At 31.1% G+C, this 25784-nt stretch carries 21 protein-coding genes; all 21 read right to left on the bottom strand.

Annotation, left to right across the window (positions count from 1 at the left end):
* Nucleotide 1: 1 nt before the first annotated feature.
* The 21 genes from B0A68_RS09020 to B0A68_RS08910 all read right to left on the bottom strand — a co-directional run bounded on the left by B0A68_RS09020 (nt 2) and on the right by B0A68_RS08910 (nt 25744).
* Nucleotides 2-3556 (bottom strand): DUF6443 domain-containing protein, encoded by a 3555-nt coding sequence (locus B0A68_RS09020; protein WP_165770639.1) that lies wholly within the window; start codon nt 3554-3556, stop codon nt 2-4.
* A gap of 7 nt (nt 3557-3563) precedes the next feature.
* Nucleotides 3564-4949, bottom strand: coding sequence for an RHS repeat domain-containing protein (locus tag B0A68_RS09015; protein WP_089069722.1), 1386 nt, complete (start codon nt 4947-4949; stop codon nt 3564-3566).
* On the bottom strand, nt 4894-6639 hold the full coding sequence (locus B0A68_RS09010) for a hypothetical protein (RefSeq protein ID WP_089069721.1): 1746 nt from the start codon (nt 6637-6639) through the stop codon (nt 4894-4896). Before B0A68_RS09010 ends, B0A68_RS09015 begins: the two co-directional genes overlap by 56 nt.
* Nucleotides 6640-7626: 987 nt before the next feature.
* On the bottom strand, nt 7627-8763 hold the full coding sequence (locus tag B0A68_RS09000; RefSeq protein ID WP_089069719.1) for a type II secretion system F family protein: 1137 nt from the start codon (nt 8761-8763) through the stop codon (nt 7627-7629).
* A complete protein-coding gene (locus B0A68_RS08995) occupies nt 8753-9229 on the bottom strand; it encodes a PulJ/GspJ family protein (RefSeq protein ID WP_089069718.1) in 477 nt (158 codons plus the stop codon). The genes B0A68_RS09000 and B0A68_RS08995 overlap by 11 nt, the downstream gene beginning before the upstream one ends.
* Complete coding sequence (locus B0A68_RS08990; RefSeq protein ID WP_089069717.1) at nt 9211-9555, bottom strand: hypothetical protein; 345 nt, start codon at nt 9553-9555, stop codon at nt 9211-9213. The genes B0A68_RS08995 and B0A68_RS08990 overlap by 19 nt, the downstream gene beginning before the upstream one ends.
* Complete coding sequence (locus B0A68_RS08985; protein ID WP_243394143.1) at nt 9543-10715, bottom strand: hypothetical protein; 1173 nt, start codon at nt 10713-10715, stop codon at nt 9543-9545. Before B0A68_RS08985 ends, B0A68_RS08990 begins: the two co-directional genes overlap by 13 nt.
* Nucleotides 10716-10819: 104 nt before the next feature.
* Nucleotides 10820-11302 carry a hypothetical protein gene (locus B0A68_RS08980; protein WP_089069715.1) on the bottom strand — a complete coding sequence of 161 codons (483 nt, stop codon included), beginning with the start codon at nt 11300-11302 and terminating at the stop codon, nt 10820-10822.
* Nucleotides 11303-11306: 4 nt separating this feature from the next.
* The gene (locus B0A68_RS08975) at nt 11307-12329 is read right to left on the bottom strand and encodes a hypothetical protein (RefSeq protein WP_089069714.1); all 1023 of its coding nucleotides are present in this window, start codon (nt 12327-12329) and stop codon (nt 11307-11309) included.
* Nucleotides 12326-13264 carry a hypothetical protein gene (locus tag B0A68_RS24685; RefSeq protein WP_243394140.1) on the bottom strand — a complete coding sequence of 313 codons (939 nt, stop codon included), beginning with the start codon at nt 13262-13264 and terminating at the stop codon, nt 12326-12328. The genes B0A68_RS08975 and B0A68_RS24685 overlap by 4 nt, the downstream gene beginning before the upstream one ends.
* Before the next feature lies 1 nt (nt 13265).
* Nucleotides 13266-14225, bottom strand: coding sequence for a hypothetical protein (locus tag B0A68_RS08965; RefSeq protein ID WP_089069713.1), 960 nt, complete (start codon nt 14223-14225; stop codon nt 13266-13268).
* A gap of 1 nt (nt 14226) precedes the next feature.
* Nucleotides 14227-15222 (bottom strand): hypothetical protein, encoded by a 996-nt coding sequence (locus tag B0A68_RS08960; protein WP_051892983.1) that lies wholly within the window; start codon nt 15220-15222, stop codon nt 14227-14229.
* Nucleotides 15223-15529: 307 nt separating this feature from the next.
* The gene (locus B0A68_RS08955; RefSeq protein WP_035689914.1) at nt 15530-16462 is read right to left on the bottom strand and encodes a hypothetical protein; all 933 of its coding nucleotides are present in this window, start codon (nt 16460-16462) and stop codon (nt 15530-15532) included.
* 49 nt (nt 16463-16511) lie between these two features.
* A complete protein-coding gene (locus B0A68_RS08950) occupies nt 16512-17240 on the bottom strand; it encodes a hypothetical protein (protein WP_035690091.1) in 729 nt (242 codons plus the stop codon).
* Between the two features lie 238 nt (nt 17241-17478).
* Nucleotides 17479-18270 (bottom strand): hypothetical protein, encoded by a 792-nt coding sequence (locus tag B0A68_RS08945; protein ID WP_051892985.1) that lies wholly within the window; start codon nt 18268-18270, stop codon nt 17479-17481.
* Entirely contained in the window at nt 18267-19292 is a 1026-nt protein-coding gene (locus B0A68_RS24680; protein ID WP_051892987.1) for a hypothetical protein, read from the bottom strand. The genes B0A68_RS08945 and B0A68_RS24680 overlap by 4 nt, the downstream gene beginning before the upstream one ends.
* A gap of 216 nt (nt 19293-19508) precedes the next feature.
* Nucleotides 19509-20030, bottom strand: a complete 522-nt coding sequence (locus B0A68_RS08935) for a hypothetical protein (RefSeq protein ID WP_035689915.1) — start codon at nt 20028-20030, stop codon at nt 19509-19511.
* Nucleotides 20027-21220: an RNA polymerase beta'' subunit family protein gene (locus B0A68_RS08930; RefSeq protein ID WP_035689917.1), complete on the bottom strand. Its 1194-nt coding sequence runs from the start codon at nt 21218-21220 to the stop codon at nt 20027-20029. The genes B0A68_RS08935 and B0A68_RS08930 overlap by 4 nt, the downstream gene beginning before the upstream one ends.
* Nucleotides 21220-23418 (bottom strand): type II secretion system protein GspD, encoded by a 2199-nt coding sequence (locus tag B0A68_RS08925; protein WP_035689918.1) that lies wholly within the window; start codon nt 23416-23418, stop codon nt 21220-21222. Before B0A68_RS08925 ends, B0A68_RS08930 begins: the two co-directional genes overlap by 1 nt.
* 41 nt (nt 23419-23459) lie before the next feature.
* Nucleotides 23460-24860, bottom strand: a complete 1401-nt coding sequence (locus B0A68_RS08920; protein ID WP_035689920.1) for a GspE/PulE family protein — start codon at nt 24858-24860, stop codon at nt 23460-23462.
* A gap of 473 nt (nt 24861-25333) precedes the next feature.
* On the bottom strand, nt 25334-25744 hold the full coding sequence (locus tag B0A68_RS08910; protein WP_035689924.1) for a type IV pilin protein: 411 nt from the start codon (nt 25742-25744) through the stop codon (nt 25334-25336).
* Nucleotides 25745-25784 lie beyond the last annotated feature (40 nt).

Genomic DNA, 25784 nt, shown 5'->3' with positions numbered 1-25784 from the left:
TTTATTTAACTTTTATTGTGTGGTAAGGAGTAACTGGACCATTACTTCCATAAGGCCTAGTGACATATTTAAGAGTTGATACGCCACCTTTCTCTTTCTGCCATTCTGCTTTATTTGAAGGGCTTACACTCTTTAAAGGCTGATTATTTTGATTTAGAATATAATTCTCCCCCGACTGAGGAATTACATTGTCGTGAGCTAATCTATAAGGACTTTTTGAATTTTGACCATCTGCCCAAGTTGCTGGTGCTATATTCTGACCTGAATTCAAAGCAGTTTTCCCCACTGTAAACGCTTCCATAGTTTCATGCAATGTCGTTTGTCCAGGTTTGCCATTAATAGCATCCATATTGCTTAAGGCATTTGGATTTATTTCCTGATTTCCTGTTGCAGTACCATTATCATTTACGGTAGCTCCCATTTGATTACCTATTAACGGATCTCCGTTTGATGCATAATCCTTATCCGAAGAATTAACACTTGCTATTACAGAATGATCATCAATTGCATTTACTAAATCACTTGCATCTTTATTAAGAGCACCTTGTCCATTTCTTTCATAGGATACATTTCCTTTATGATTCATAGATAATTTAATTCCATCACCAACAGCTTTTTGTAGTTCTGCTAATGCTTCTTTACTTTTATCTCCTGTTAATGTTACATCATAAGGCGACATCCCATCTGGATCGGTATACCTCATCGGATTATTAAAAGTATAATTGTAAGGACTAAACCCTCTCATCTTTTCAGCGAGAGGATCAATGTTCATCCAACGCCCTAAAGCAGGGTCATAATTACGTGCTCCATAGTCGTAAACATTAAGCTGTAACTCGTCTTGGAGTTCTTTGCCGTTGTATTTATATTTATTAGCAGAGGAGTTTCCTAGGAAATTTATGACATTATTTCTATCTAATTGTTTTAGCCCAAAAGGATAATAATTGTTTTCTTCAATAATGCTCAGGTTTTTATTATAGGTTAGGCGAACATTGCCCAAATGGTCTTTGTATTGGTAAATATACTCATAATTTCCGTTATTATAACTCACATAACCTTCAGACTGCGGGAAAAACTGCAGTATATCGTTTTCATATTGAAAACCTGCTGTGTAGTCTGTTGTGATCCCTGATACTGTTTTACGTTGTTTTACACCCGTGGCATCATAGGCATAAGAAATCGTTCCGCCAGAAAGCGTCACAGTTGTAGGCAGATTTAGATGATTATATGTTATACTGCTAATGGCTTTGTTGGCATCAGTTTTCATATTACCGTTTGCATCATATGTATATTCTATTGGAAGATTGGCCTTGTTTGTAAAGCCATCAGAATTGTCTGAACTGTCCTCTACTTTGATAAGCTTGTTGCCTTGGTCGTAGTGGTAGGTCAAATTGTCCCAGATCTGCATAACCAACTTTGAAGTTCCTGTATTTTTGGGTCTTATTCCTGTTCGGTAAAGACTCATTATGTTACCATTTTTATCATAGGATGGTTTTTCCTGCTGATCCGCTGATTCACCTAGGGCATCAATAAGTCTGTTTAGTTCATCATAGTGATATGTATAGCTTTTCAAAGTATTGTCTTTATTGGCAGTCCTCCAATATGTCTGGCTGATGTTTCCGTTATAAAGCGGTGTTCCTAAATCGGCTGTATTATAGTTGAGCTGAAAAGCAAAAAGATTGTTTCCTAAATTATTGACATCATTAATGTTTTTAAGCCATCCGCGGATGTTGTATTTGTAATTAATGTTTTGGATACCGCCACCGACTGCTTTTGAGACCAGCTGTCCCAGATTATCATAAGTGTTAGAAGCAATGGTTTCCTGAGGCTGCTGGTTGATTTTTTGCTTTTGTGAGAGCATCCTTCCCATATGGTCATAAGTAAAGGTATTGATTAAATTAATCACAGGATAAGCGCCTTTTTTATGTATAGAAACAGTTTCCAGTACCTTTCCTGCAAAATCAAGTGTATTCTGAGCAGTAGTTATCGCTTTCAAATAATTATTTTTGTTATGGGTATATACGATTCTTCCTTTATTGTCATAGTAATTTACGTCAGTACTCCAGTCTAAAGTACCTAAAATACGAACTTTTGAAACTGTAATAAGCCCTTTTGCATTTGATATGTAAGTAACAGAAAGGTTTGCGCCTTCCAGTTCAATGTTATTGTAATTGTCATAATAATTTATGGTAAAAAGATTGATATTAGAATTAGGAAATGCATTATTGCTATAATATGTATTGGTTCCTCCAATGTCTCGCACAGCAGAACGGTTTTCGAAAATTGCAGAATTGTCTGCATTATCCTGCGCCTCTTTACGTGAGCTGGAAACACTGTATTCTCCTGTATATACGGGCCTTCCAAAGGCATCGTATTTGGCAAACAGCCATTTATTCTGTGCCCTTAAATTTGCATCCTGGGTAAGTACAGGTCTGTCGAGTTTGTCATAAACAATATATTCCCAGTCTTTTCCAGGGAGTTTTTTCTCAGCCAGCCGATTGCGATGGTCGTATTTGTATTGATAGCACAAATCATTCAATACCGATGCTGTAATTGCTCCATCAGCTTTTGGCGGAATGACATAGATTAAGTTTCCGTAACTATCATAGACATAATAAGTATCGTGGTAGGTTTCAATGGGAATTGAATTAACAATCGAAGTCCCATATGTCCTTTTAAGAATTACACGGCCTTCTTTGTCTTTTACTTCCTGTGTTGTATTGGCTCGGTTTTCATCTTGGGTTATCGTTATGTAAAGTTCATTTGCAGGATAGAAAACATTTCCTTGAGCGTTTTCAAGTGATATGTCATAAATTTTGGTTGTATTATTCCATGAAGACAAGGCATTAAATAATTTAATGTCATTATTTTGATTGGTCATGTAGTCAATGTTTATTTCATGTCCTGCACCTAAAGCCCAATCTTTTCCTGGAGCAGCCTGCTGAAGGAGACGGTTAAGCGGAGAATCTTCAAATTTTTTCTGAGAGAAGGGGTTAGGAGCATTGGGATTGATGTCTAAAGGATAATTGGTAGTATAATAATTGCTGGTACTCGCATCTGCACCGCTTCTATAAGAAGCTATGGCTCCTGTTTGCATCATAAAAGGAAGATAATCTTTATCTTGTCTTCCGAATCCGTCATAAGCGATATGGGTTATAAGATCTTCTTTGTTTGGAGATGCTTTTATGGCTATGTTCTGCATAGGTCTTCCGAGTCCGTCAAAATAGGAAATACTTTCTATTACATCTTTGTTATTGACAATACGGTTGGTATCTGTAATAGGACTTTGAAAGACTCTTGTGAAAATATAGTTTTCATTGCTCATGGTAACCGGAATGTAAACGTCAGCAGTAATTCTGGCCAAAAATGTGCTTCCGGACTTAATCCAAGTGCCAGGTTTGAGATTAATTGTTTGGGTGGCTGTTAAAGTTTCATTTCCCGTTACAATGTAATCTGTTGCAGAAGGTTCGGGTTTGTTAATAACTACTGGTGTTTGTGAATAAACACTTGTTGCACTAAATACCAATAATATTACTGTTTTATTTATGATTTTTCTCATTAGATTATTAGTTTTTGTAGTGATATTGATTTTGTGATAGTAAGTTTCCCTGTGCATCTTTTACAAATTCTAACCTTCCTAATGAATCATATGTATAAGTTGTGGTTTGTCCTTTAGGGTCTGTCATCGTGCTTATACCAACGAGTGGAATATAGGAAAAAGTGGAGACCATGGCATCTGGAAGGGAATTCCTTAAATTATTTATAGCATTTAAATTATTTTCATTTACATTTTCAAGGCTAGAAACGTCCAATGCCAAAATAACTTGTGAATTACTACAGTTTTCTATTTTAGCAATAGGATATTGTTTGTTATATCCCCATAAATAAATAGTATGTGTTCCATTTTTTAATGAAACTTCTTTTAAATTTCCATTCGAATAATAATCGTGAAATTGTATGCGGTCATCGAGATTGTTTGTACCTTTTGCCATCTGGATAAATTCTGGAAGAATTATTGGATAATAGGTTTTGTTAATTACTTCACTGCCATTACTATTTAGTATTTTAGTTTCGACTTTATAGCCTGTTGAAGGGTCGTATTTATAATCTGTTTTAGTATTTATTGTTTGACCTTCTTGTATAAGTTTTGTTTCTGTCGAGTTTACTTGATATTCTTTCGCAAAATGTTTTACTGAGCCTATAAGAAACGTATTAGGTGCACTTTCTTTTCCTACACTTCCAGTCCAAGGGTCAGTGACAGTAATTTCTTCAGGAGCTCTTTTAATTTGATAATCGCTGGCATAATTTGAAGGATTAATAATTGTTTCAACATAAATATTTTGCTGTGTCTGTTTAAGAGACAGATTACCAGATTTATTTTCAAATAAATTTTGAGAAAGGACTTTTCCAATTGCGAAATCGACATCAGTATATAGAGTAGGGAAATCATCACTGTAGACAGATCTCTCAGCAATAGAATATTCATTCTCAGATTTACCCAGACTCTCATCTTGATTGATAATTTTGACATTTTTATAAAGAATGTGGCTTCCTAAAGAAGTTAAAGAAGTGAGAGGTCTAAAGCTTTCTGTATGAGAAATGTAACTTTCCCAGCCAGCTTGATTGTATATTAAAAGTGATCCGCCTAAAGTTTCAGCGAATTGCCCTCTTATATTTAATTTTGCAATTCGTTTACTTATAAATCTTGGATGAGACTGAGTTAGATATCCACTAGAAATTAGATTATTAGAATTATCTACATATTTATATTGTTTTATAATACAGTTATTGTCTAAGTGGTTAGGACAATCTGTAGTTTTAGCTACTCTAATTCCTCCAATTTGAATATTTTCATTTATTTCAATTGGATTGGAATTGTCATAATATGGCGTATTTCTATAATCTATAGTTGTTTTTGCATAATGTGTTCCTATTCCTAGTCCTATCTTCACAAAGATCAGCGAATAACTTATAAGTGCCTGCTTTTAAATCTAAAGAAAATTCTTGCGTCACATAAGTGCTTCCTCCATACAATCTTAAAGTTTCTTCAGATCTTGAGATTGAAGCTAGCTCTTGATTTGTAGTGCTGAAAAAAGTACTTCTTGCCCAACTTTTTTCTGCGGTAACATTTACTTCAAGTGTAACTCGCACAATTTGATCAAAAGGAATTGTAATAAGTTTTTCTCTGCTATCACATTCATGAATTGTTTCCTCAGCAGAAAATTTCAAAGATTCTGAAACATTATAGATTTGATTAGATGGATTGTAATAATTAGTTCTATTGATTTCATTATTCTCATATTGAATTTCTGTTGTCCCTTTAGTAGGATAAGTTATTTTTGTTAAGGCACCGATTTTTCCTTTATCAAATATAGGATCTAATGAAGACTGTGGGTTAGCTTCATTTAATATAATACCATTATAAAATCCCCATAAATCAATTTGATTGCTTGATATTCTATTATATGGAATGTCAGATAAATTTGAATACTCAAATGTATAGTAATCTATTTGATCTCCATTATTTGTAACTTTCTTAATCGATTTTAGGAAATAGTAATACCCACAATCATAATAATTAAAAATAAATTTTTCTACTAATTTATCATCTAAATTATAAACACTTACAGATTGTAATTTTATTCTATCTGTGGCTCCAAAATTTATATTTATTCCGACTGTATTTCCTGAAAATACTTCTTTTTTTTGTTCAAATAATATATACCCATTGGGAAAGGTGATTTTTTTAATAATTTTCGAGAGTGTTTTGTCATCAGTTATATGGGAATAAAAAACTCCCTGATCCTCCCCACCTGTTCCTGCTCCAGAACCAGGGCCATTGTAGAATCGACGAAATGTTTTAACTTCTTTACTCACCGTATTGTAAATATGACTAGTGGAGTAGTAGTCATATTCAAAATTAAGAGAGCTATTTGAGGGTAACAATATATTACTTAACATGAAAGAACTCAAATATGAAGTTTCAGAACCACCATTTAACCAAACTTGTGTTTCAGTATATTCAGTATCATTAAAATTATACTGAACTCCTTTATCGTCTGTAATTTTAAAGCTGTCATTAGCTAGATTAACTTTGTAATTTCTGTGCTCAGAGAATATAGGTATTTTATCAGTGTTAAACCTAAAATTTCCGTTTATAGTCGAGGTATTTATAATAAAGTTATCTGGCTGAGTATCGAAACCATGGTCAACGGCATTTTTAAGGGCATAAACCTTATCTGATATTGATAGAGAAGCTAAATTTTCGTATGTTTTTCCAGTTTTTAGATAACCAATTGCCATATCTTCGTCGGCAGCACCTTGTAATTGCCTAATTACTGCTCCTCCAAAATTAGCGACCCAGCCCATTCCTACCATAGTTGGATCATTTTCAGGTTTAAAACCGTTATAACTGTAAGAAAGAGTTAGGGGATATTCAAAATCTCCAGATTTTATAGTGTAAATAGGTATTGTATAATTTATTTGACCTGCAGATAAATTAACTGGGACACTACCATATTGTCCGAGACTTGATGCTTCGGGAGATGCAGAAATAATTTGTGGAAGTAACGGCGTTTCATTATTCTGGCTAAAAGCAAATAAAGAGTTTATAAAAAAGAAGATTGTAAAATTAATTTTCATTTGGCTAGAAAGATTTAAATTAAAAGTAAGGTTAGTTATTTATTAGTGTTTTGTATATTAGAATTAAGGAGCAATAATAGTAAAAAAAATCTTATAATTTGTATTTTTTTTAACAATTTAAATCTTATATTTGTATTCTGCGTTTTCTCAATAAAAAGATATATTTGTAAAAATTAATTTACTTGGGAAAAAAGTAAATTATCTAAGTCTGAACTAGCTCTGAAAGTAGGTATTTCTCAAGTGATGGTAAATATCAAAGAGTGACACTTCTCAGTTTATTGAAGTAGCTAAAAAATAGCTGACGCTTTTGAAGTTTCATCGGATGCAATTGTCGGTGATGGACAAAATACAACCTTTGATAAAAGAGTAATAAAACGCATTAATGATATTCAAAATCTTGATAACGACATATAAAGTATTCTCTTTAATTTGATCGATACATATATTCAAAATTTTAAAGCTAAAAAAAGCATTTTCTGAATAATGAACAAAGATCTTAAAGTTTTTTTGACGTCTTTTCGGTTTCTAAGCTATCAAAAGAAAAATAAAGGATTCCAAAGCCGAAGCCCAGCCTACACTTTTCTTAAGCAATGTTACATGATAAATTATTGTGNNCACAATAATTTATCATGTAAAATATCCGCTTCCAGCCACCACTTCTGCCGACGCACTAGGTAAGTTTTTTTATTTTGTCAAGTAGCACAAGGGCTATGCTTGTTTTTACTGTATAAATGCCCAGTACTTTTTTTTCCAGTTGAAAATATAAAGACAGCATTTTTCCAGAAAAAACAAGCCAACTTAACGAAGAATAAAACAAAAACCTCGCCAACTGGCGAGGTTTTTGTTTTATTCTTCGTTGATGTTGATGCTCTTTGTGGGTACGGAAAGAATTTCCGCGCTATTGTTGTTTACAAATCTAAGCGATCGGATTATATTATAAAAACACCTAATCTGTAACACTACCATCTTTTATTGCAATATAAAATCCTACCCAATTGCACTGCTCAATTGAAACATAGGTAAATACATTGCAACCAATAAAATAGCCACCAAAACTCCCACAAATAGAATTATAAAGGGCTCAAGCACGGTAGTCATAACTTTAGACTGCTGTACAACTTCCTGGTTGTATTGTTCACTGAGCTGTTTAAAAACATATTCTGTTTGATTAGTTTCTTCTGCTACTTTTACGAGCGATATAATTCGGTTATCAAAGAGAGGAGTATTTTTTAAGCTTGAACTTAAGCTGTTTCCTTTCATTATGCTGTTTTCCACCTGCTCTAATGCCTCTTGTAGGGGTACAAACTGAATCATTTTTTTTACCATTTGAATACTGTTTAACAATGGAACTTTAGCGGTGGTCAGCAGCGTAACTGCCTGCGTAAATTGTGCGAGATAAACCTTGACCATAAAAGGCCCCAGAATAGGAATCTTAACTAAAAAATAGTGAAGCGCTCTTTTGTAACTAACATTATCCTTAAAAAATTGAGTTGAAAAAATAAAACTCATGGTAACCAATAAAAAGTATAAACCATAACTCTTTGTCCAGACAGAAAGTTTTACAATAAATTGTGTTAAAATTGGGAGTTCCATATTGTTTTGCTTAAAGATGTCCTGAAACATTGGTACAACGTAACTCAACATAAATATCACGACCAAAACGGCTGTACTTAATACGATAGAAGGATAGGTAAGGGCAGCAGTTATAATTCTTTTCTGCTCATTTTTGCGTTCAAAAAAATGACCAAGTTCCTTACATACCTGAGCGGTAGTTCCTGTTTCTTCCCCAATTTGAATAGAATAATATTCGTATTCTGTAAACGATTTCGAAACTCGCATTGCTTCTGAAAATGGTTTTCCATTTACAACATCATTGAGGATAGTCTGGATCAAATCTTTATCGGCACTTTTTTTAAGTGATTCAATAATTAGTGATAATCCTTCTTTAAAACTAACTCCAGCTTTAAGCAGTACCGCCAGTTCAAGATAAAATGCCTGCTTCTTTTTATTATTAAAACTTTCTCCAAAAAAAGTGATTTCTTTTTTTAGTAAGCTTTCTATACTGTTCGAGCCTTTAGGCTGAACAGTCTTTATATTTGGTGTATTTTCTATTTTAAAGGCCATCTTCCTGATTCATAAAAAAGGTTAAATCGTTTTTTTTTGAAACAAAAATTTGATAACCCGGTAATTCTGTTTCTGCAAAAAGTGATAGAGCATCAATAGGACCTGAGCTTATTTTCTTTCCGCCAAAAAAAACTTCATTTGGAGTGATTTTCAATTTTATAGTATCAAGATTTCTCATGCTGAATTTTTCCTGAAAGGAGTAGGTTATGGTATCAATTTCTGAGATCATGGTCAATATTTGTTTATCATTTTCATAAATAACAGTATGCTGCTCGTTAAAATCCTGCCAGAGTTTTTGTTCGAAAAGAGCTAATGTGCTTGATTTTTCAAAATTGGTTTGAATCGCATGAATTTGTTTCTGAACAATCCTTAAAACACTAAATGCCATGCCAACCACAATAGCAGTTATGATCATAACAACTATTAATTCTGATAGTGTAAATGATTTTAATTTTCCGGCTGCCATAGTACTTGTTTTTTTATAATTTCTTTTTTAGAAATATTGTTTACTGCATAAATTGAGATAATTTTTTTTACTGAGATTGTTTCTAATTCAATCTGAATATTCCAGTCTTTAAAATTTTCCTGATAGGGCAGTTCTATTATCTTATTTTGTACCTGATATTCCAATTCGTTTATTCTAGTTTCAATTTGATGAGTATTTTTTGAGAAAGTATTAAAAACCAAATTGTTCAGTATTAAACTTGAAATTATAAATATTATAACTACTAAAACTGTAGCAACCACTGCTTCAATTAATGTCGCTGATCTGATTTTTTTTAATACAGCCATTTTAGAATAGTTTTTGGTTGTTGTTCTAATATTATACCGCCGTAAACTTGAGGAATATTATCAGTATTTATAGACGCATTGTAAACATGATTTACAAATATAGAACCTGCCTGATTCGCTGTAAATTGTTTGGTTAAAACTGATCCTGATACGGTTCCTTTTATTTCAAAATTACCATTGCAGTATACCTGTCCCTTAATTTTTGAATCTTTTTCTAATACAATCTGAGTCTGAAAATCGGGCGTTTGTTTTGTCTGTATATAAGTTATGGTACCTCTAACAGTGCTTCCAGTATCTATAAAAATTTGATTGTCCTTTAAATTGCTGTAATTGGTATAGTCTTGAGTGTTTTTATTATCTTGAAATAATAATAGAGCCGAAGGATAAGATAGATTACACTTTTTACCTAATATTATTTTTTTTGAAGCAATTGCCTGAAAGCAGCCTATAGTCTGGTCTTCGATTTGAATAATGGGAGCAATAAGAATCAAATCTTTAATCAAAGCAGTTTTTTTTATTATAATTGAGGTTTCGGATTTAATTATAATATTTCCAGAAAGGATTTTATTCTCTATTGTAATCGAGTTTTGAGAATAGAATCCTTTTGTTTTTTCTTTAAAAGAATTTATGATTTTTAGACCAGTATTTAAATTAATATAATCTTTCTCATCGTTTATTTTATATTCCTTAAGATAAAAATTGACAGCATCAAGGAAACTTTTTTCTGGTTTAGGAAGTTCGGAAGTACTTTTTTCTATTGGACCATAAATTAATTGTGAACCATAATAACTATTTCCGGCTATATAACCCGAGTTTGCACCTTGTGAAGGCAGGTAAGCAATACCTTGGATTTTAGTATTCCCTACAACAGTTAAGGCATTGTGAGTATCCTGCAAATAAAGAGTAGGGGATTTATCTGCAATGAGAACAGATCCAATTATAGCAGCTTTACTAAATTTCTTTTTTCTAAATTGAGTTATTGTGATTCCTTTTTGAAATACTCCCCACTGAGATAAGTAAGTTTTGATGATTTGATTTTCTTTTTTAAAGAAGTCAATTTGAGCAGTATCAAGATTAAGTTCTTTTTGTTCTAAAAGAGACTGCATTCCAATATCAGCAATCTGAATATTTTCAATCGCTCCCTTTGACTGTTCTTTCATATAAAGAAAAGTGTAGGCATACAAAATGAGGCCGGCTAAAAGCAAAGCAATCAATACAGAAATGAATACTGTAAATTGTAAAGCCCCAGATTTAATTTTTTTTATCAATCCTGAAGCATTATAATATTAAGATTACCTTTATACCTTACGTATATAGACTCTTTATCACCCGATTTTAAAAAAATTTCACTTTCTGTATCTCCTATTTTCATATAGTAGTTTTTATTGTCTATAATGATCATATAGATCTTACTGCCTCCTTTTGAGTCGGCAATTAAGCCTTTATAAAAAATATTTGGCCATACTACAGCTTCAGGTTTTTTAACTGTAGATATTTTAGGATTTGTATTTTTAGTCTTTAAAGCTGTTTGTGAAGCATATGTTTTTCCTAAAAAAGGATCTCTGTAATTCACGTTTATAGCAATTTTTTCTCTTTTAGTAACTTTTACGGCTTTAATAATGAATTCTTGATTGTTTTCTGGTAAAATGTCATCACGATTGGTAAATGAAAAGACCTGAAACAGAACAGCTCCCCAAACCAATAGAACGATTGGCAGCAGAATGTATATGTTTTTTTTATTTTTCATTTTATTATTTCTTGCTTAATTCTTTCTCAATTTTACCAACTCTCAAGACTAAACTTTTTAGTGATTCAATTTCTTTAGACTGTTCTTCAATTTTTTTGTTTTGTTGAATAGAATAAAGTGTCAGTTCTTCAATTTTTTGAAGCAGTCTAATATTCATTTCAGATAAATTAATTCCATCTTCTTGCATTTGTTTGGCAGAAGCAATTTCTGGTAAGTGTTTTTTTTCTTTAATGAATTTATCTACAAATTCCAAAGAAGGTAAATTGTAATCATCTTCAAAAACAAAATCTGCTCCTGCATCTACAGTCACTTTTACTTCTCGTGAAGAAATGTTTCCAGCAACGGTTAGTTTTGAATCTGGCTTTGTTTTCCCAATACCTACATTGCCGGTTAATCCCACAATAGAAAAATAGGGTTTTAAAATATCATCGGCTGTGTTTTTTGCAGATACAGTAAACAATCCAGGATAAGAAGATGCTTCAGGAAAAACTAAATTCAAATTATTAGATGTGAAATTATCCATATAAAAGCCACATTTAGTTCCTGATAATTCCGAAGTTGAATCATCATTATATATAAGAAACTTTGCCTCTTTGACTCCGTATCCAGATCCTAAATCTAGTCTTGAATTAGGACTAGACGTCCCAATACCAACGTTGCCATTAATGAATTGATTTCCAACGTAGCTGTTTGATCCTTTTGTTGCCAATTCATTCCATGGATTCCACGCCCCTGTTCCATTATTAAAATCCCCATTCTTAGTCCTAAAAGAAATTCTATTACCTCCATCAGGTGCGTAATCAGCACTAATTTGACAATCATATCTATTATCCATCCCGCCAAAACTTATTAATGCACCGTTCCAAGGTGTTCCAGCTGAAGCATATGAAAAAGTATAACCCTGGTTAAAAGTATTTGCTGATCCGATTGCCTGTATACTGTGAGTCTGATTTAAGGATTGTGCTTTTACAATTACTGTTATTAAAAGTTCTAAAAGAATAAATATTGTCAATTTATTTAGTTTCATTTTTTAATTTCTAATTTTTCTAATCGCTTCATTAATTCATTAGATCTTTTATTCTGCTCAATAATATAAAGTGTCATCTCTTCAATTTTTTGAAGAAGTTTAGAATTCATCTCACCCAGATTAATTCCATTTTTCAAGACCTCATCTTCACTAGGTATATTTTCTAAATGTCCTTTTTCATTAATGTGTTTTTCAACTTCTTGAAGTGTTGGTAAATTATATTCTTTTGTGAAAACAAAATCAGACCAGCCATCCATATCGACTTTTACTTCTTTGGAATGGATTATTCCGTTTACATCTAATTTATTTTTAGGATTAGATATTCCTATACCAACATTTCCATTTTGGATTGCCTTAATTGCAAGAGAAGCTCCAGTTGAAGTGAAATTATTTCCAACGTACAAATCCCACTCACAGGTCATTGGTAGAAAATTCAAAACAGTAGAATCATTTCCTTTTGAATTTAAGGCTGTAAAAGAACCGTTAGAGTTTATCGAGGTAATCCTTATGTAAACTGTAATAGACCTATTTGAAGCATGTGTACCAACTGTTCTTATTCTAAATCGAGAATTTCCATATTCCGTATTACAATCAACTGTAAAGTTTGTATATACTCCTACGTATGCATTATTATTTACTCGTCCAACTTCTCTCCACAATGGAGGGTTCGAATGTGATATCGATGCTAAATGTGTCGCGGCTGAGGCAATTCCATCTTCAAGATAATGTATAGAAATTTGATAATTACCACTTGCTCCAGCAGATAATGGATTCACTCTTACAAATTCAATATAATCCCCAATGTTATATCCTGCAGGAAAAGTGACACTGCTTTCGTATTCATTTACATCTATTGTACCAATCTTTATTATTTTGGCTGAAGCCTTTACACAGAATAAAATAATTAACGCTAGGATATATAAGTTCTTTTTCATTTTATTTATTTTTTAATTTTAAAATGTCTTTTTTTATTCTTTCATTTTCTTTTTTCATTCTTTCATTTTCTTTGTTCATTTCAATCATATACAAAGTTAGCTCCTCAATTTTTTGAAGGAGTTTAGCATTCATTTCACCCACATTAATTCCATTATTCAAAACTTCTTCTTCACTTGGGATATTTTCTAAATGTCCTTTTTCAGCGATATGTTTTTCAACTTCTTCAAGTGTTGGTAAATTATATTCTTTTTTGAAAACAAAATCAGACCAGCCATCCATATCGACTTTTACTTCTTTGGAGTGGATTATTCCGTTTACATCTAATTTATTTTTAGGATTAGATATTCCTATACCAACATTTCCATTTTGGATTGCCTTAATTGCAAGAGAAGCTCCAGTTGAAGTAAAATTATTTCCAACGTACAAATCCCACTCACACGTCATTGGTAGAAAATTTAAAACAGTAGAATCATTTCCTTTTGAATTTAAGGCTGTAAAAGAACCGTTAGAGTTTATCGAGGTAATCCTTATGTAAACTGTAATAGACCTATTTGAAGCATGAGTACCAACTGTTCTTATTCTAAATCGAGAATTTCCAAACTCTGTATTACAATCAACTGTAAAGTTTGTATATACTCCTACGTATGCATTATTATTTACTCGTCCAACTTCTCTCCACAATGGAGGGTTCGAATGTGATATCGATGCTAAATGTGTCGCGGCTGAGGCAATTCCATCTTCAGTATAATGTATAGAAATTTGATAATTACCACTTGCTCCAGCAGATAATGGATTCACTCTTACAAATTCAATATAATCCCCAATGTTATATCCTGCAGGAAAAGTGACACTGCTTTCGTATTCATTTACATCTATTGTAGTATCAATATGTATTATTTTGGCTGAAGCCTTTAAACAGAATAAAATAATTAACGCTAGGATAGATAAGTTTTTTTTCATTTTATTTATTTTTTAATTTTAAAATGTCATTTTTTATTCTTTCATTTTCTTTTTTCATTTCAATCATATACAAAGTTAGCTCCTCAATTTTTTGAAGGAGTTTAGCATTCATTTCACCCACATTAATTCCATTATTCAAAACTTCTTCTTCACTTGGCATATTTTCTAAATGTCCTTTCTCAGCGATATGTTTTTCAACTTCTTCAAGTGTTGGGAGATTATATTCTTTTTTGAACACAAAATCTGACCAGTCTTTCATATCTACCAATACTTCTTGCGAATGCACTGTTCCTTTTACATCTAACTTGTTTTTCGGATTAGTTATTCCAATCCCAACATTTCCATTTGCTTTAATTGCCATTTTAACGCTGGAATTTGCAGCAAAATTTATCCCTCCATTAATTCCATCGTTATGATTATTTACAATATTAAGATCAAAATAACTTCCGAATCTATTACCATCATTTGTATATCCTGAATTTACTTCAAAATCAGCTGAACTATGATAACCGAAACGCACAATACTGCTGCCTCCAGTTGCTGTGCCAAATCTTGTTAATGAAGCAATAACTTCATTTTGATTCGTGTTTAATGAGTTAGAAACTTCAAATCTTGCATTTGGATTTAATACTCCAATACCAACATTTCCATTAGAATTAGCCATCAATATTTGTTTCCAGTTTCCCCATTGAGAATCCAGTGGGTAAGCATTTCTATAGAAGAGACCATCGTTATTAAAATTTAACTGATGATTAACTCCTCCTGAATTATCGGTATCTTCCCATGGTGCTATTGTTAGAGTAGCTGAATGTAATCCACCTCCAGGAAGTCCAATTACTGCCCGTTCTTTAAAGTCTGCCCTAATAGAATGTTCAGTAAAATTTGGAAGATCGTTTGTTGCTCTCGTATCATTAATAATCAGTAAAGAAGAACTTTGAGCATAAAAAATATTAGATAAGAAAAGTGTTAGAAACGTAAAGATTATTTTTTTTTCCATTGATATAATTTATTATTTTAGATGTTGTTCAATTTTATTCAGCCTTATAGATAAAGATTTAGATTCATCTTTTTCCTTTCCTAACTTTTTAATTTTAATTTCTTGGGATATAATTTTTATTCAATTTTATCTTCATTTTTGATTACTTAATTCTTTTGATATTTCAATTTATATAGAGTGTCATATCTTCTGTTTTCTGTAAAAGTTTTAAATTCATTTCCAAAAATTGATAATTATTTATAAGAATTGCTACTATTGAATTTCAAATTAGCATGCCAATATTGGGATATTACTGTTTTGTAACGTTTTAATTTATGGTAAAATTAAATACAGTACTTCTTAAGCTTTGATTTCCAGCATCATCAAATGATTTTACAAACCAGTAATAAGTTCCTTTTGTTAAAGTCTTATTGTATGGACTGGTTCCTTTATCTTTAAAATTCAAATTTGATAAGTCACTCTCATTATAGACATATAAGCTGTCTTTTTCAGCAGTTCCAGTAATAGGAGTTCTAGTCCATTGAAAATTGATGTTAGTATTTGTAGTTGTACTTGCCTGAGTTGGACTGGATAGAGTAGGCGTGTTTGGCACTTTTGTATCTATCAAAATTGATCTTGAAGTATATAGAGTTTGTGCGGTTCCGTTATTAGCTCTAACTTTCCAAGTATACTTTCCTTCATCAAAAGATAAGTTAGTAAAAGTTGTTTCTAAAGTTTGCTCTTTTACAAGAGTATTGTTTTCGTCTAAAATTTGAAGCTGATAATTTACCGTACCAATAATCGCGTCCCAAGATAATTTTTGTAAAGCTGTTTTAGTAGTTAGATTATTGCTTGGAGTTAGTAAAACAACAGTATTATTCTGAAAATTATCATGATTTAAAATTTCAAAACTTCTTTTCTTATATGGAGACTCATAAGCACTGTTAACAGCTTTAATCCGCCATTCATATTTCCCAATATTTAATTGCTGTGTGTATGAATTTTTCGTAATTATTGTATCAAGAATTATTTGCTGGGGATTTTCAAAAGAAGGAGCAGCAATTTGCAATTGATATTTGTCTGCACCATCTATTGTTTCCCATGAAAATGTTACTCCAGAGAATGATAAAACAGCATTATTTGCAGGAGCAGTCAGAGAAACCTCTTTCTCGGAGATGTCATCGACTATTAATATTTCTTCGCAGGAAATAAAACATAAAGCTATTAGAAGATAGAAGAATGTAATAGTAATTTTATTCATGATTTTAGAATATGCTTAATTTATAATTGTAAAAGAATTGTCGGTTAAATTACATATCAAAGAGATCCTTATCGTTTTTCTTTTCTTTAATTTTTCTTTCTGTTATTCCAGAACACGTATTGTTTTCGTTTACAATATCAGCAACATACCAATTGCTTTTTATTGATTTTACCCAGCAGAATGAGCTGACTTGATAGGCTACAATTGTTTCTGGATTTACATCTATTATATCTGTCTTTTTTCCTGCTTTGTATAGTGCAATTGTATATTTTTTGTATTGAGTATTAGTTAAATAATAAGCATCAGACTGTCTTATCTTTGTAATATCATCAGCAGGCAAATTAACGGCCAGACTTGAAATTATTTTTAAATTTTGAGTATCTGTCAATAACTTTAAAATAGGGGTATTATGATCTGAATTTATTTCTTGAACAAGACTGGTAATATCTGAAATTTTTATAGTAACTAATTCCGGTTTTATGGGCAAACTGTCTGTATAAGTAATATTTCTTTGCGTTTGATTATATTTAGCTTTGGATTTATAAATTTTGTTCAGTTTTTTGTTGTACGGAATGATTCCAATTTCTAAACGAATATTGTTTTCAAGATTAGCTAAACCCCTTGATTCAAAAGTATTTTGATTGAATGATAATTTAGAGGTTCCTATGCTTCCTAATTCTACTGTTGAAGAAGAAAATTTATAGTTGTCATTTTTAATTTTGGTGGTTTGGCAGGAGATGGATGTTAATATTGTGAGGATAACAATTTTTTTTAACATATCTCCTTTTTTAATTTTACCAAACAATTTTTTTAACAAAATCATCAGTTTTAGTGTGTTATTTTTTTTAATTAATTTTAACAAATCTAACAAAATAGATGTAATATATTGTTAAATTTAATTTTTATTTTACCGAAATATCTATAAGTTTTATTGGTAATTATTTAACTTAGCATTAATAAACTATGTTTTTTAAATACTCTTTCCAATTTTAATTTAATGGTATAGATTGTAATAATTATTTTGCGCTTAAACTTTTAATTTTAGCTTGAAGTATTTTATTATCTTCTACAAGTCTTATATTATTAATCTCCAATTTGTTGACTTTTTTATTTATATCTATCATGTATAACGTTAGTTCTTCAATTTTTTGAAGCAGTTTAGCATTCATTTCACCTAAATTGATTCCATTTTTTAAAACTTCTTCTTCATTAGGAATATTTTGCAAGTGTCCTTTATTTATAATATGTTTTTCGACTTGATCAAGATTGGGTAAATTGTATTCTTTTTTAAATACAAAGTCCGACCAGCCGCTCATATCAACTTTCACTCCTTGAGAATGAATTATTCCGTTTACATCTAATTTATTTTGTGGATTAGTAGTACCAATGCCTACATTTCCATTGTCTAAAACATAAGGTCCCAAATTACTAAAAGAAGGCAATGTTGAACATACAATCCACCAATCTGTGCCAGTAGATTTATAAATATCAAATTCTGACTGGCTTACGATTACACTGCTGTAAGTAGAAAAATTATTGTTATTAAAGGTTTGGTCAAAGTAATTTCCTTTAACAACTGCTTGAGCATGCCAAAGTGAATTAATTTGGCTGTTTGCATTGTATTCTAAGCTATTTACACCATCCCATTTTATCATGTACACTGTAAAATTTTTGCCGGGATTTCTAGCAGCCATAACTGCATAACCAGTAGCTCTGGCATTCTGTAACTGAAGATCTGATAATGTTTGAGCTTTTAAACTTAACACACAGAATATTGCAATAATTGATGTGAAAAATGTTTTATTCATGATTTATATCTATTTGAAAGTTGTAAAATTTTTTTATCTAGCTGTTTTTGTTTAATTTTCATTTTAGAATTTTCCTTTTTTATCTCAATTACATATAAGGTTAATTCTTCAATTTTCTGTAAAAGTTTAGCATTCATTTCACCTAAATTGATTCCATTTTTTAAAACTTCTTCTTCATTAGGAATATTTTCCAGATGTCCTTTCTCAGTTATATATTTTTCAACGTCTTCAAGTGTTGGTAAATTATATTCTTTTTTAAATACAAAGTCAGACCAGCCGCTCATATCAACTTTTACTTCTTTGGAATGAATTATTCCGTTTACATCTAATTTATTTTGAGGATTTACAGCCCCAATACCAACATTTCCATTGTCCATGATGGTAAAACGATTATTACATAATCCCGTTCCACAACCTAAATTATCATAAGCCCAAAATTGTAAGCTGTTTCCATAACCTTCAGTCATATTATAAATATTCCAAGAACTTGCAGAACCACTAGCTGTTTTTGCAGGATTTTTTAGTTGCAACTGACCTCCTATAACTCCTGATATAGAACTACTAAGTGTTCCTTGAAATAATGCATTACCATTTACATCTAATTTTTGGGATGGATATTCTGTACCAATCCCAACATTTCCGTTATCATTAATCTGCATACGAACCTGTGGTGCATTTCCACCTAAGCTGCTATTAGTTAAAAATTGTAAATAAGTATCCCAATGTGAACCTCTAAAGCTCCGAATTACTGCCGAGCCTGCAGCTGCAAAATCCCAACTTATATCCTGAGCTGAATTTGAATTTGCAGGCGAAGTCGGTCCCCAAATACTAATAGCTTTTAGAGGAGTGGGATAATTATTTGGTCCTGCTTGAATAGTAAGTTTTGCTATTGTATTACTAGTTCCAATTCCTATATTATCATTTATTGACGCGCCTTGAATTATACCGGCGGGCGTATAAATTTGAGCATTTATTGATAATGAAAATGTTATTATCACGATAATTATAAATATATTTTTCATATGGTAAAATTTTATTTTGATTGATTTTTAATTTAATAGTTCTTTCAAGAATTAATTCAAATTTTTGATTATTCTTTTTTTAACAAATCTATTTCTTGATATTAAATCCTATTTTTATTTTCTAGTTCAATTGTATAAAGAGTAAGTACTTCAATTTTTTGTAACAATTTCATTTCCCCTAAATTCATTTTATTTTATAATTTCAGTGAGTTTACTTTAAATACCTTTATTTTTTTGCATTACAACTTCTAAAAATAATTGGTCCGTATTGGTTTTATAATTTCGCTTCTTACTAAAGTTTAAATGCTTAATATTTCCCAGCATTGGGTTATTTTCTACTTGGTTAATCAATGCCAGACAGCCGTTAAAGGAACCTTCAAGAGAAAACGTATAACTGGTAACAGTAAATCCTTTTTGCGATACAATATGCGGTTCTTTAAAATCAACAATCTTGAGACTATAATTATTACTGTATAATGTCAACTGCTTCAATAAGTCATTCTGAAAAGATTCTGATATGTTTATATCATAATTAGATAATATTTCATCCAGCTGTTTTTCTTTTTGGACTAATTGCATAGTCAGTTTTGGCATAGAACTGTCTGTGGCTATCTCCTGTTGTTTTTTTTTATATTGAGTATAGTACATTATTGTATTTGAAATTGCAAAAGAATAACAAATGTAAAGTACGATGCAGAAACCAACAAGCAGCAATTTATTTGTTCTGTTTAGATTCATTTTAATGTTAAATTTATAGAAAACGTAGTTTCATTCTCTTCATTTTTGCCAAAATGTGTAATTAGAACTTTGTCGACCCATTTGAGTTTTTCGATATTCTCGACCCATTTTGTAAAGTCTTGATTCACAATAGCTGTTCCTGAAATAACAATAGTTTTATCTTTGGTTAGTATGGGCTCGTCAATTTTTATTTTCTTTTCTAACGGATTGTAAATTAATTCAGTCAATAGAATAGAGGATGGAACTCTATTTGTAATTTCATTGATAATGAGAGAACTCTGGGACATCATTCTATCGTCAATGTCTTTAACTTTTTCTTCTTTTACAATAATTCTTTGTTTTATTTTATTAAGATCTTTAACTGAAGACTTGTTAACTAACAATGTTTCTGATGATTCCTGAGCAAGTTTGTAATAATGAGAAAAAAACACAAAATTCAGGAGTAATATTCCAAGGAGAACACTAACCATAATTTTAATGCCTTTATTGAAAAACATCTTTTGATTATAATCATCGTAAAGTAAATTACTGAAAGATAATATAGAACCAGTATTCCGCGTCTTATTCAAAATCAATCGCAAAACACCTGAAAAAGCCAATAATTGTCTATTTTCAATCTCAAGATCATTAATATTATAAGTTACTGCAGATTCTAAAGAATTGGTAGAGATTATTAGATCTTCCTCTTTTGATATGAGCTGATGATTGGTATATAATTCATGCTCATCTGTATATTCAATAATATCAGCTAAAGAACAAATGCCAAGACTGATTCCGGCAACTTTTATATTTTGATTATTATAATTTTTTAATATTCCATCGACATAAGACTTTCTTGCAATTGCAATTACAGATTTTGTTTTTAATCTCCAGATTTCATAATAAAATTCATCCCAATCGGAATTCGGAAAAGATTTATGAAGTAGTTTTTCATCTGATCCATCAATTCCTAAAATTTCTTTTTGAATAATCTGATTTGAATTGATAATTAAGAAAAAAGGTAATTTAGAATTCCATTTTTCAGCAATTTTTCTACTATAACTAACTCTGTCTTTTTTTAAAATTATCAGTCCCTCTTTGTTTTTTTCTACTAATAATATTGCAGTCTTATCTTCATTATTTAAGCTGAAGTGTTCAACGCCGATATAGTGTCTTCCTAACAAAAAAGTATTTAAGAATAATAAAGCCATTAATAAATAACAGTAGGTTTAATTAGTACACTTAATTTTTTCTTTGAGTCTTCTCGTTTACGAGAGCTAAATATCCATTTTATAATGGGAATTCTTGATAATAAAGGTGTTCCTGATCCGGAATCATTTTTTATAGATTCTTCCAGTCCTCCTAAAACAATTAAGTCTTGATCTTTAACTCTGATAATTGATGTAAATTCTCGGGAATTAATTCCGGGAGGAGCATCTTTATCTACTTTCTGGCCATTAAAACTAGATTGTATTACTTTGATATCCATAGTAATCTGCCCGTTGCCAGAAACCAAAGGCATTATAGTTACAGAAAGTTCTGCATCTATGGGCTGATAATTTTTAACTTCAGAAGCCTGCGGAATCTGTGATCCGTAATAATTCTGATTTGTAACAACATAATAAGTTGTTTCTCCAATAGACAAATAAGCTTTATGTCCATTTAAAGTGGATAATCTAGGGGAGGAGCGTACTTTAAGATTACCGTTTGTTTCCAAAGCTTTTATGCTTAAATAAAAATTAGGAACTACCTGTCCAATATTTAAAGAACCAAATCCGCTGAAACCGTCAATAATTTTATTGATTGTAGAAGCGCCTAAATTAATATCAGCATTAGGAAAAACTGTTCCTGTTGTTGTTACAGGTTTTTCTCCTATTCCTGCTTTAATTCCCGTTTCTACAGTACTACTTCGATTAACCTCTAACAGCATTACTTCGATCAAAATAACAGGAACTGCTTTATCAATATAATTTATAAAAGATTCAAATCGTTCAATATTAGCAGCTGGACCGTTTACTAAAAAGCTATTTAATTCCTTGTCAATTTTGATGTCTAAATCTTTTTTTATCTCATCAGGAATAATAGTGAGTATAGATTCTGAAGGATTACTGCTGCTTGCGCCTGAAGATGAAGAATAATTAGAATTACCATTATTGCCAAAATTGTTATTCTGATTAGAATAATTGGAGTTAGAGACTGATCTATTGTTATTGCTGTCAAAAGAGCTGTAATTTGAAAAATTATTAGGATTGTTTAATCTGCCCGCGCTTCTTCCTTCTTTTGATGGATCACTTAAAATTTCTATCGATCGATACATTAATGGAATCGATTTTATATTTCTAACCACTAATTGATCTTTTGTGCCAAAGTAGTATACAGTTCCGCTTTTCTTGAAAGTATAATTACCGCCGGAAGATAGTGATTGGGAGGAACTATTATTATTAAAAGATTGTGAATTATTAGTTTGAGAAGGGGAATTATTATCAGTTTTTATTTCAAAAAGTTTTACCAAAAGATCATCAAAGGTTATATTTTTTGCTTTAACAGTCCCGTTGCCTGCACTTTCTAAAGGGCTTGATATAAACATGTCTATATCTAGTTCATGTCCTATATCGTAAACGATACTTGAAATAGGAGTGTTTTCAAAATCAACATTCAATAACTTTTTATCAGTATCGACTATAGTAAAGAAAAAGTTCGATTTTCGTGGACGCTGCGGTTTATTTTGCCTTATAGTTCCATTAGAATCAGTAGTTCCTTCTGCAGTATAGTTTCCTTCAAGTTTATCAAAAATATAAAAATTATCTCGCGATCTGGTTACACTCAAATTATTAGAAAATGCCAATTTATTAAGCGCTGCATCAAATGGCATATTTTTAATGTAAGCTGTCAATAATTGATTTTCCAAACCTGGAGCAAATACTAAGTTTTTACCGCTTTCGTCCATGATTTTTATAAACACATCATATAATTTATCATCTTTCAAATTCAAAGAAAGTAGATTATTAGATAAGTCGTATGCTGTATCAATATTTCTTGTTTTTTGAATTTCAGCAGGTTTCGTATATGATTTTATTGCCAGAATATTTCCTGTAAAATCAATTGTAAGATTGTATTCTTTGCATAAAAATATAAGCAGATCTCCAACAGTTACATTAGAGAAATTATTTACGATATTTATTTGATTTAAATTTGGTGCTACACTAAAGTTTAGTTTATGAATTTGAGAAACAGCCAGTAAAAAACTAGACAATGATGCTTCTTTTATATTAATATTGACCTTTTCATTTAAACCTGGAGCGTCGGCAGAAATCGATTCGATATTATTTTTGAGCTGCAAAATCCGATTCTCCTGTGAAAATGAAATCTGAAAAATTAGTATAAAAAAAAGCGTAATTATATTTTTCATGAACCTATATTGTATTGTAAGATTTTATTTGTTTTATGATGCTACAAGAGTAGTGAAAAAACTTCATCAACAGAAGTAATTCCCTCTTTTATTAATAACAGAGCGTTGCGTTTTAGTGTAAAAACATCTTTATCATTAAGATAGTTATTGATTTCCAGTTGATTGTTCTTTATTAAAATGGATAGTGAAGGATCAATTGGTAAGATTTCATAAATTGCCTTTCTGCCGGAATATCCTGTATGATAACAATGCTCACAGCCAACTGCAGTGTAATGAAATGTTAGATAATTAGGAATTTCAAAACCATTAGGAAAAATTTCCTGAGAAACAGAATTTTCCTTTTTACAAGAATTACACAATTTACGAACTAAACGCTGTGCGACACTCATATTGAGTGTAGTGGCAATTAAAAAGGCTGGAACTCCCATATCAATTAATCTTGATACTGTTGCCCAGGCTGAATTGGTGTGTATCGTTGATAAAACTAAGTGACCTGTCAGAGCAGCTCGAATTGCCATATTTGCAGTATTAACATCACGTATTTCTCCAACCATTATAATATCAGGATCCTGCCTCAAAAAAGTACGCAATGTTGCTGCAAAATCAAGCCCGATATTTTCTCTGAGCTGTACTTGATTAATTCCTTCAAGTGTATATTCGATCGGATCTTCAACAGTCAAAATATTTGTATTTGGAAGATTCAATTTTTTTAAAGTCGCATAAAGTGTTGTCGTTTTTCCCGATCCTGTTGGACCTGAAATAAGAACAATACCGTTTGGGCGCTTTATGTTTTCAAGATAAACTGCTAATTCTTTATCGGTAAAACCGAGCGAATTAATATCTATATGACTGGTATCTTTACTTAAAATACGTAAGACGACTTTTTCACCATGCAAAGTAGGCAGTACAGAAACACGAACATCAAAATCATGGTAATCTGTAATCATTGTAATACGGCCATCCTGAGGAAGTCTTTTTTCTGAAATATCCAGTTGTGCCCGTATTTTAATTTTATTTACAATAACAGGATATTCTTCTACCGAAATATGAAACTGTTCTTTCAGCTTGCCGTCCAAACGAAAACGAACCCTTGCAATTTTTTCATACGGTTCAAAATGAATATCGCTGCTTCCTATTTCCTTAGCATCTAATACAATTTTCTCTAAGAAATCAGATGTATAATGCATATCCGATACGTCGCTGGAAGTCTTGCGATAATTTGTACTTAGATAACGATTTATATTTTCTGTAGTATCTTTTTCTAACTCAACTTGAAAACTAAGTAATATGCTTAGTTCATTATGCAGGCTGGAAATATCAGATGCATCAGTTTTTAAAACAACATTGTGTTGATTTTTATCCACTGGTATTATTCTGTAATGGTAAGCCTGTTCGGATTTTACAAGCTGCAAAAATTCTATTGGAATATCAAAACTTCCCATTTAATATGCGTATAAAAATGTATCGTTGTAAAAAGAAGCGAGATAAACTACACAAAAAAAAAGCGACATGTAACCTGCTAAAGGAACAGTATCCTGTTCTTTTTTGTGACTAAAAATAAAATGCAAAATCAAAGAAAACAGCAGTGAAAAAACAAACAAAACCAAAAATGTAATTATTGCAAATGTACAGGCAATAAAAATAAAAAATAATACATCACCAATACCTACAGTATTTTTAAATTTTAACTTTCTGAATTTAACATATAAAAAGCTTATGAATAAAATTGACGATACAAAAAATAAGTTAATGCCGCAATTAATCAAAGCAACTGATAGCGGTACGGCGTTAGTCTGGAGTAAGAATGCCAGTATTCCGATCATAGGGTATAAAAACCAATATACTAATCTAGTTTTAAAATCCTGATATAACACAAAAGCAAATACCAGTACCAATATTAATTTGAGGTACCACATTAATCATTTACAATTTGCTTTGGAACACCATTTTGGTCAATTTCCCAAACATTAAAAACTCCATTTCCGTTAAAATCAGTAATTGCTGTTGCCTTTACTTTAAACTCATTATTGGTAGATTGAATAATTTCATAGCTGTAATTAGCACTTCCGTTTTCTTTTGTAGTTTTTGGTGCTTCAAAATCTATTTCAGTAAAATTAGGACTGTATTTAGAATACATAAAATAATATTGCTTTTCAGCATTATAAATTGCCTTCAACTGCACCTGTGCTTCTACACTTTTAGCTTTAGTTATCAAAGGCATTAGATTAGGCAAAGCTATTAAGAGTAAAATTCCAATAATGGCGAGAACAATCAACATTTCCTGTAAGTTAAATGATGGAATTTTTTTTAAAAGATTTTTTTTCAAAGCAAAAATGATAAATTAATTTTTACAAATATATCTTTTT

This window comes from Flavobacterium reichenbachii (assembly GCF_002217435.1).
Taxonomy (GTDB): domain Bacteria; phylum Bacteroidota; class Bacteroidia; order Flavobacteriales; family Flavobacteriaceae; genus Flavobacterium; species Flavobacterium reichenbachii.
Note: the sequence above shows the minus strand (reverse complement) of the source record. Positions and strands in the feature narration are given on the sequence as shown.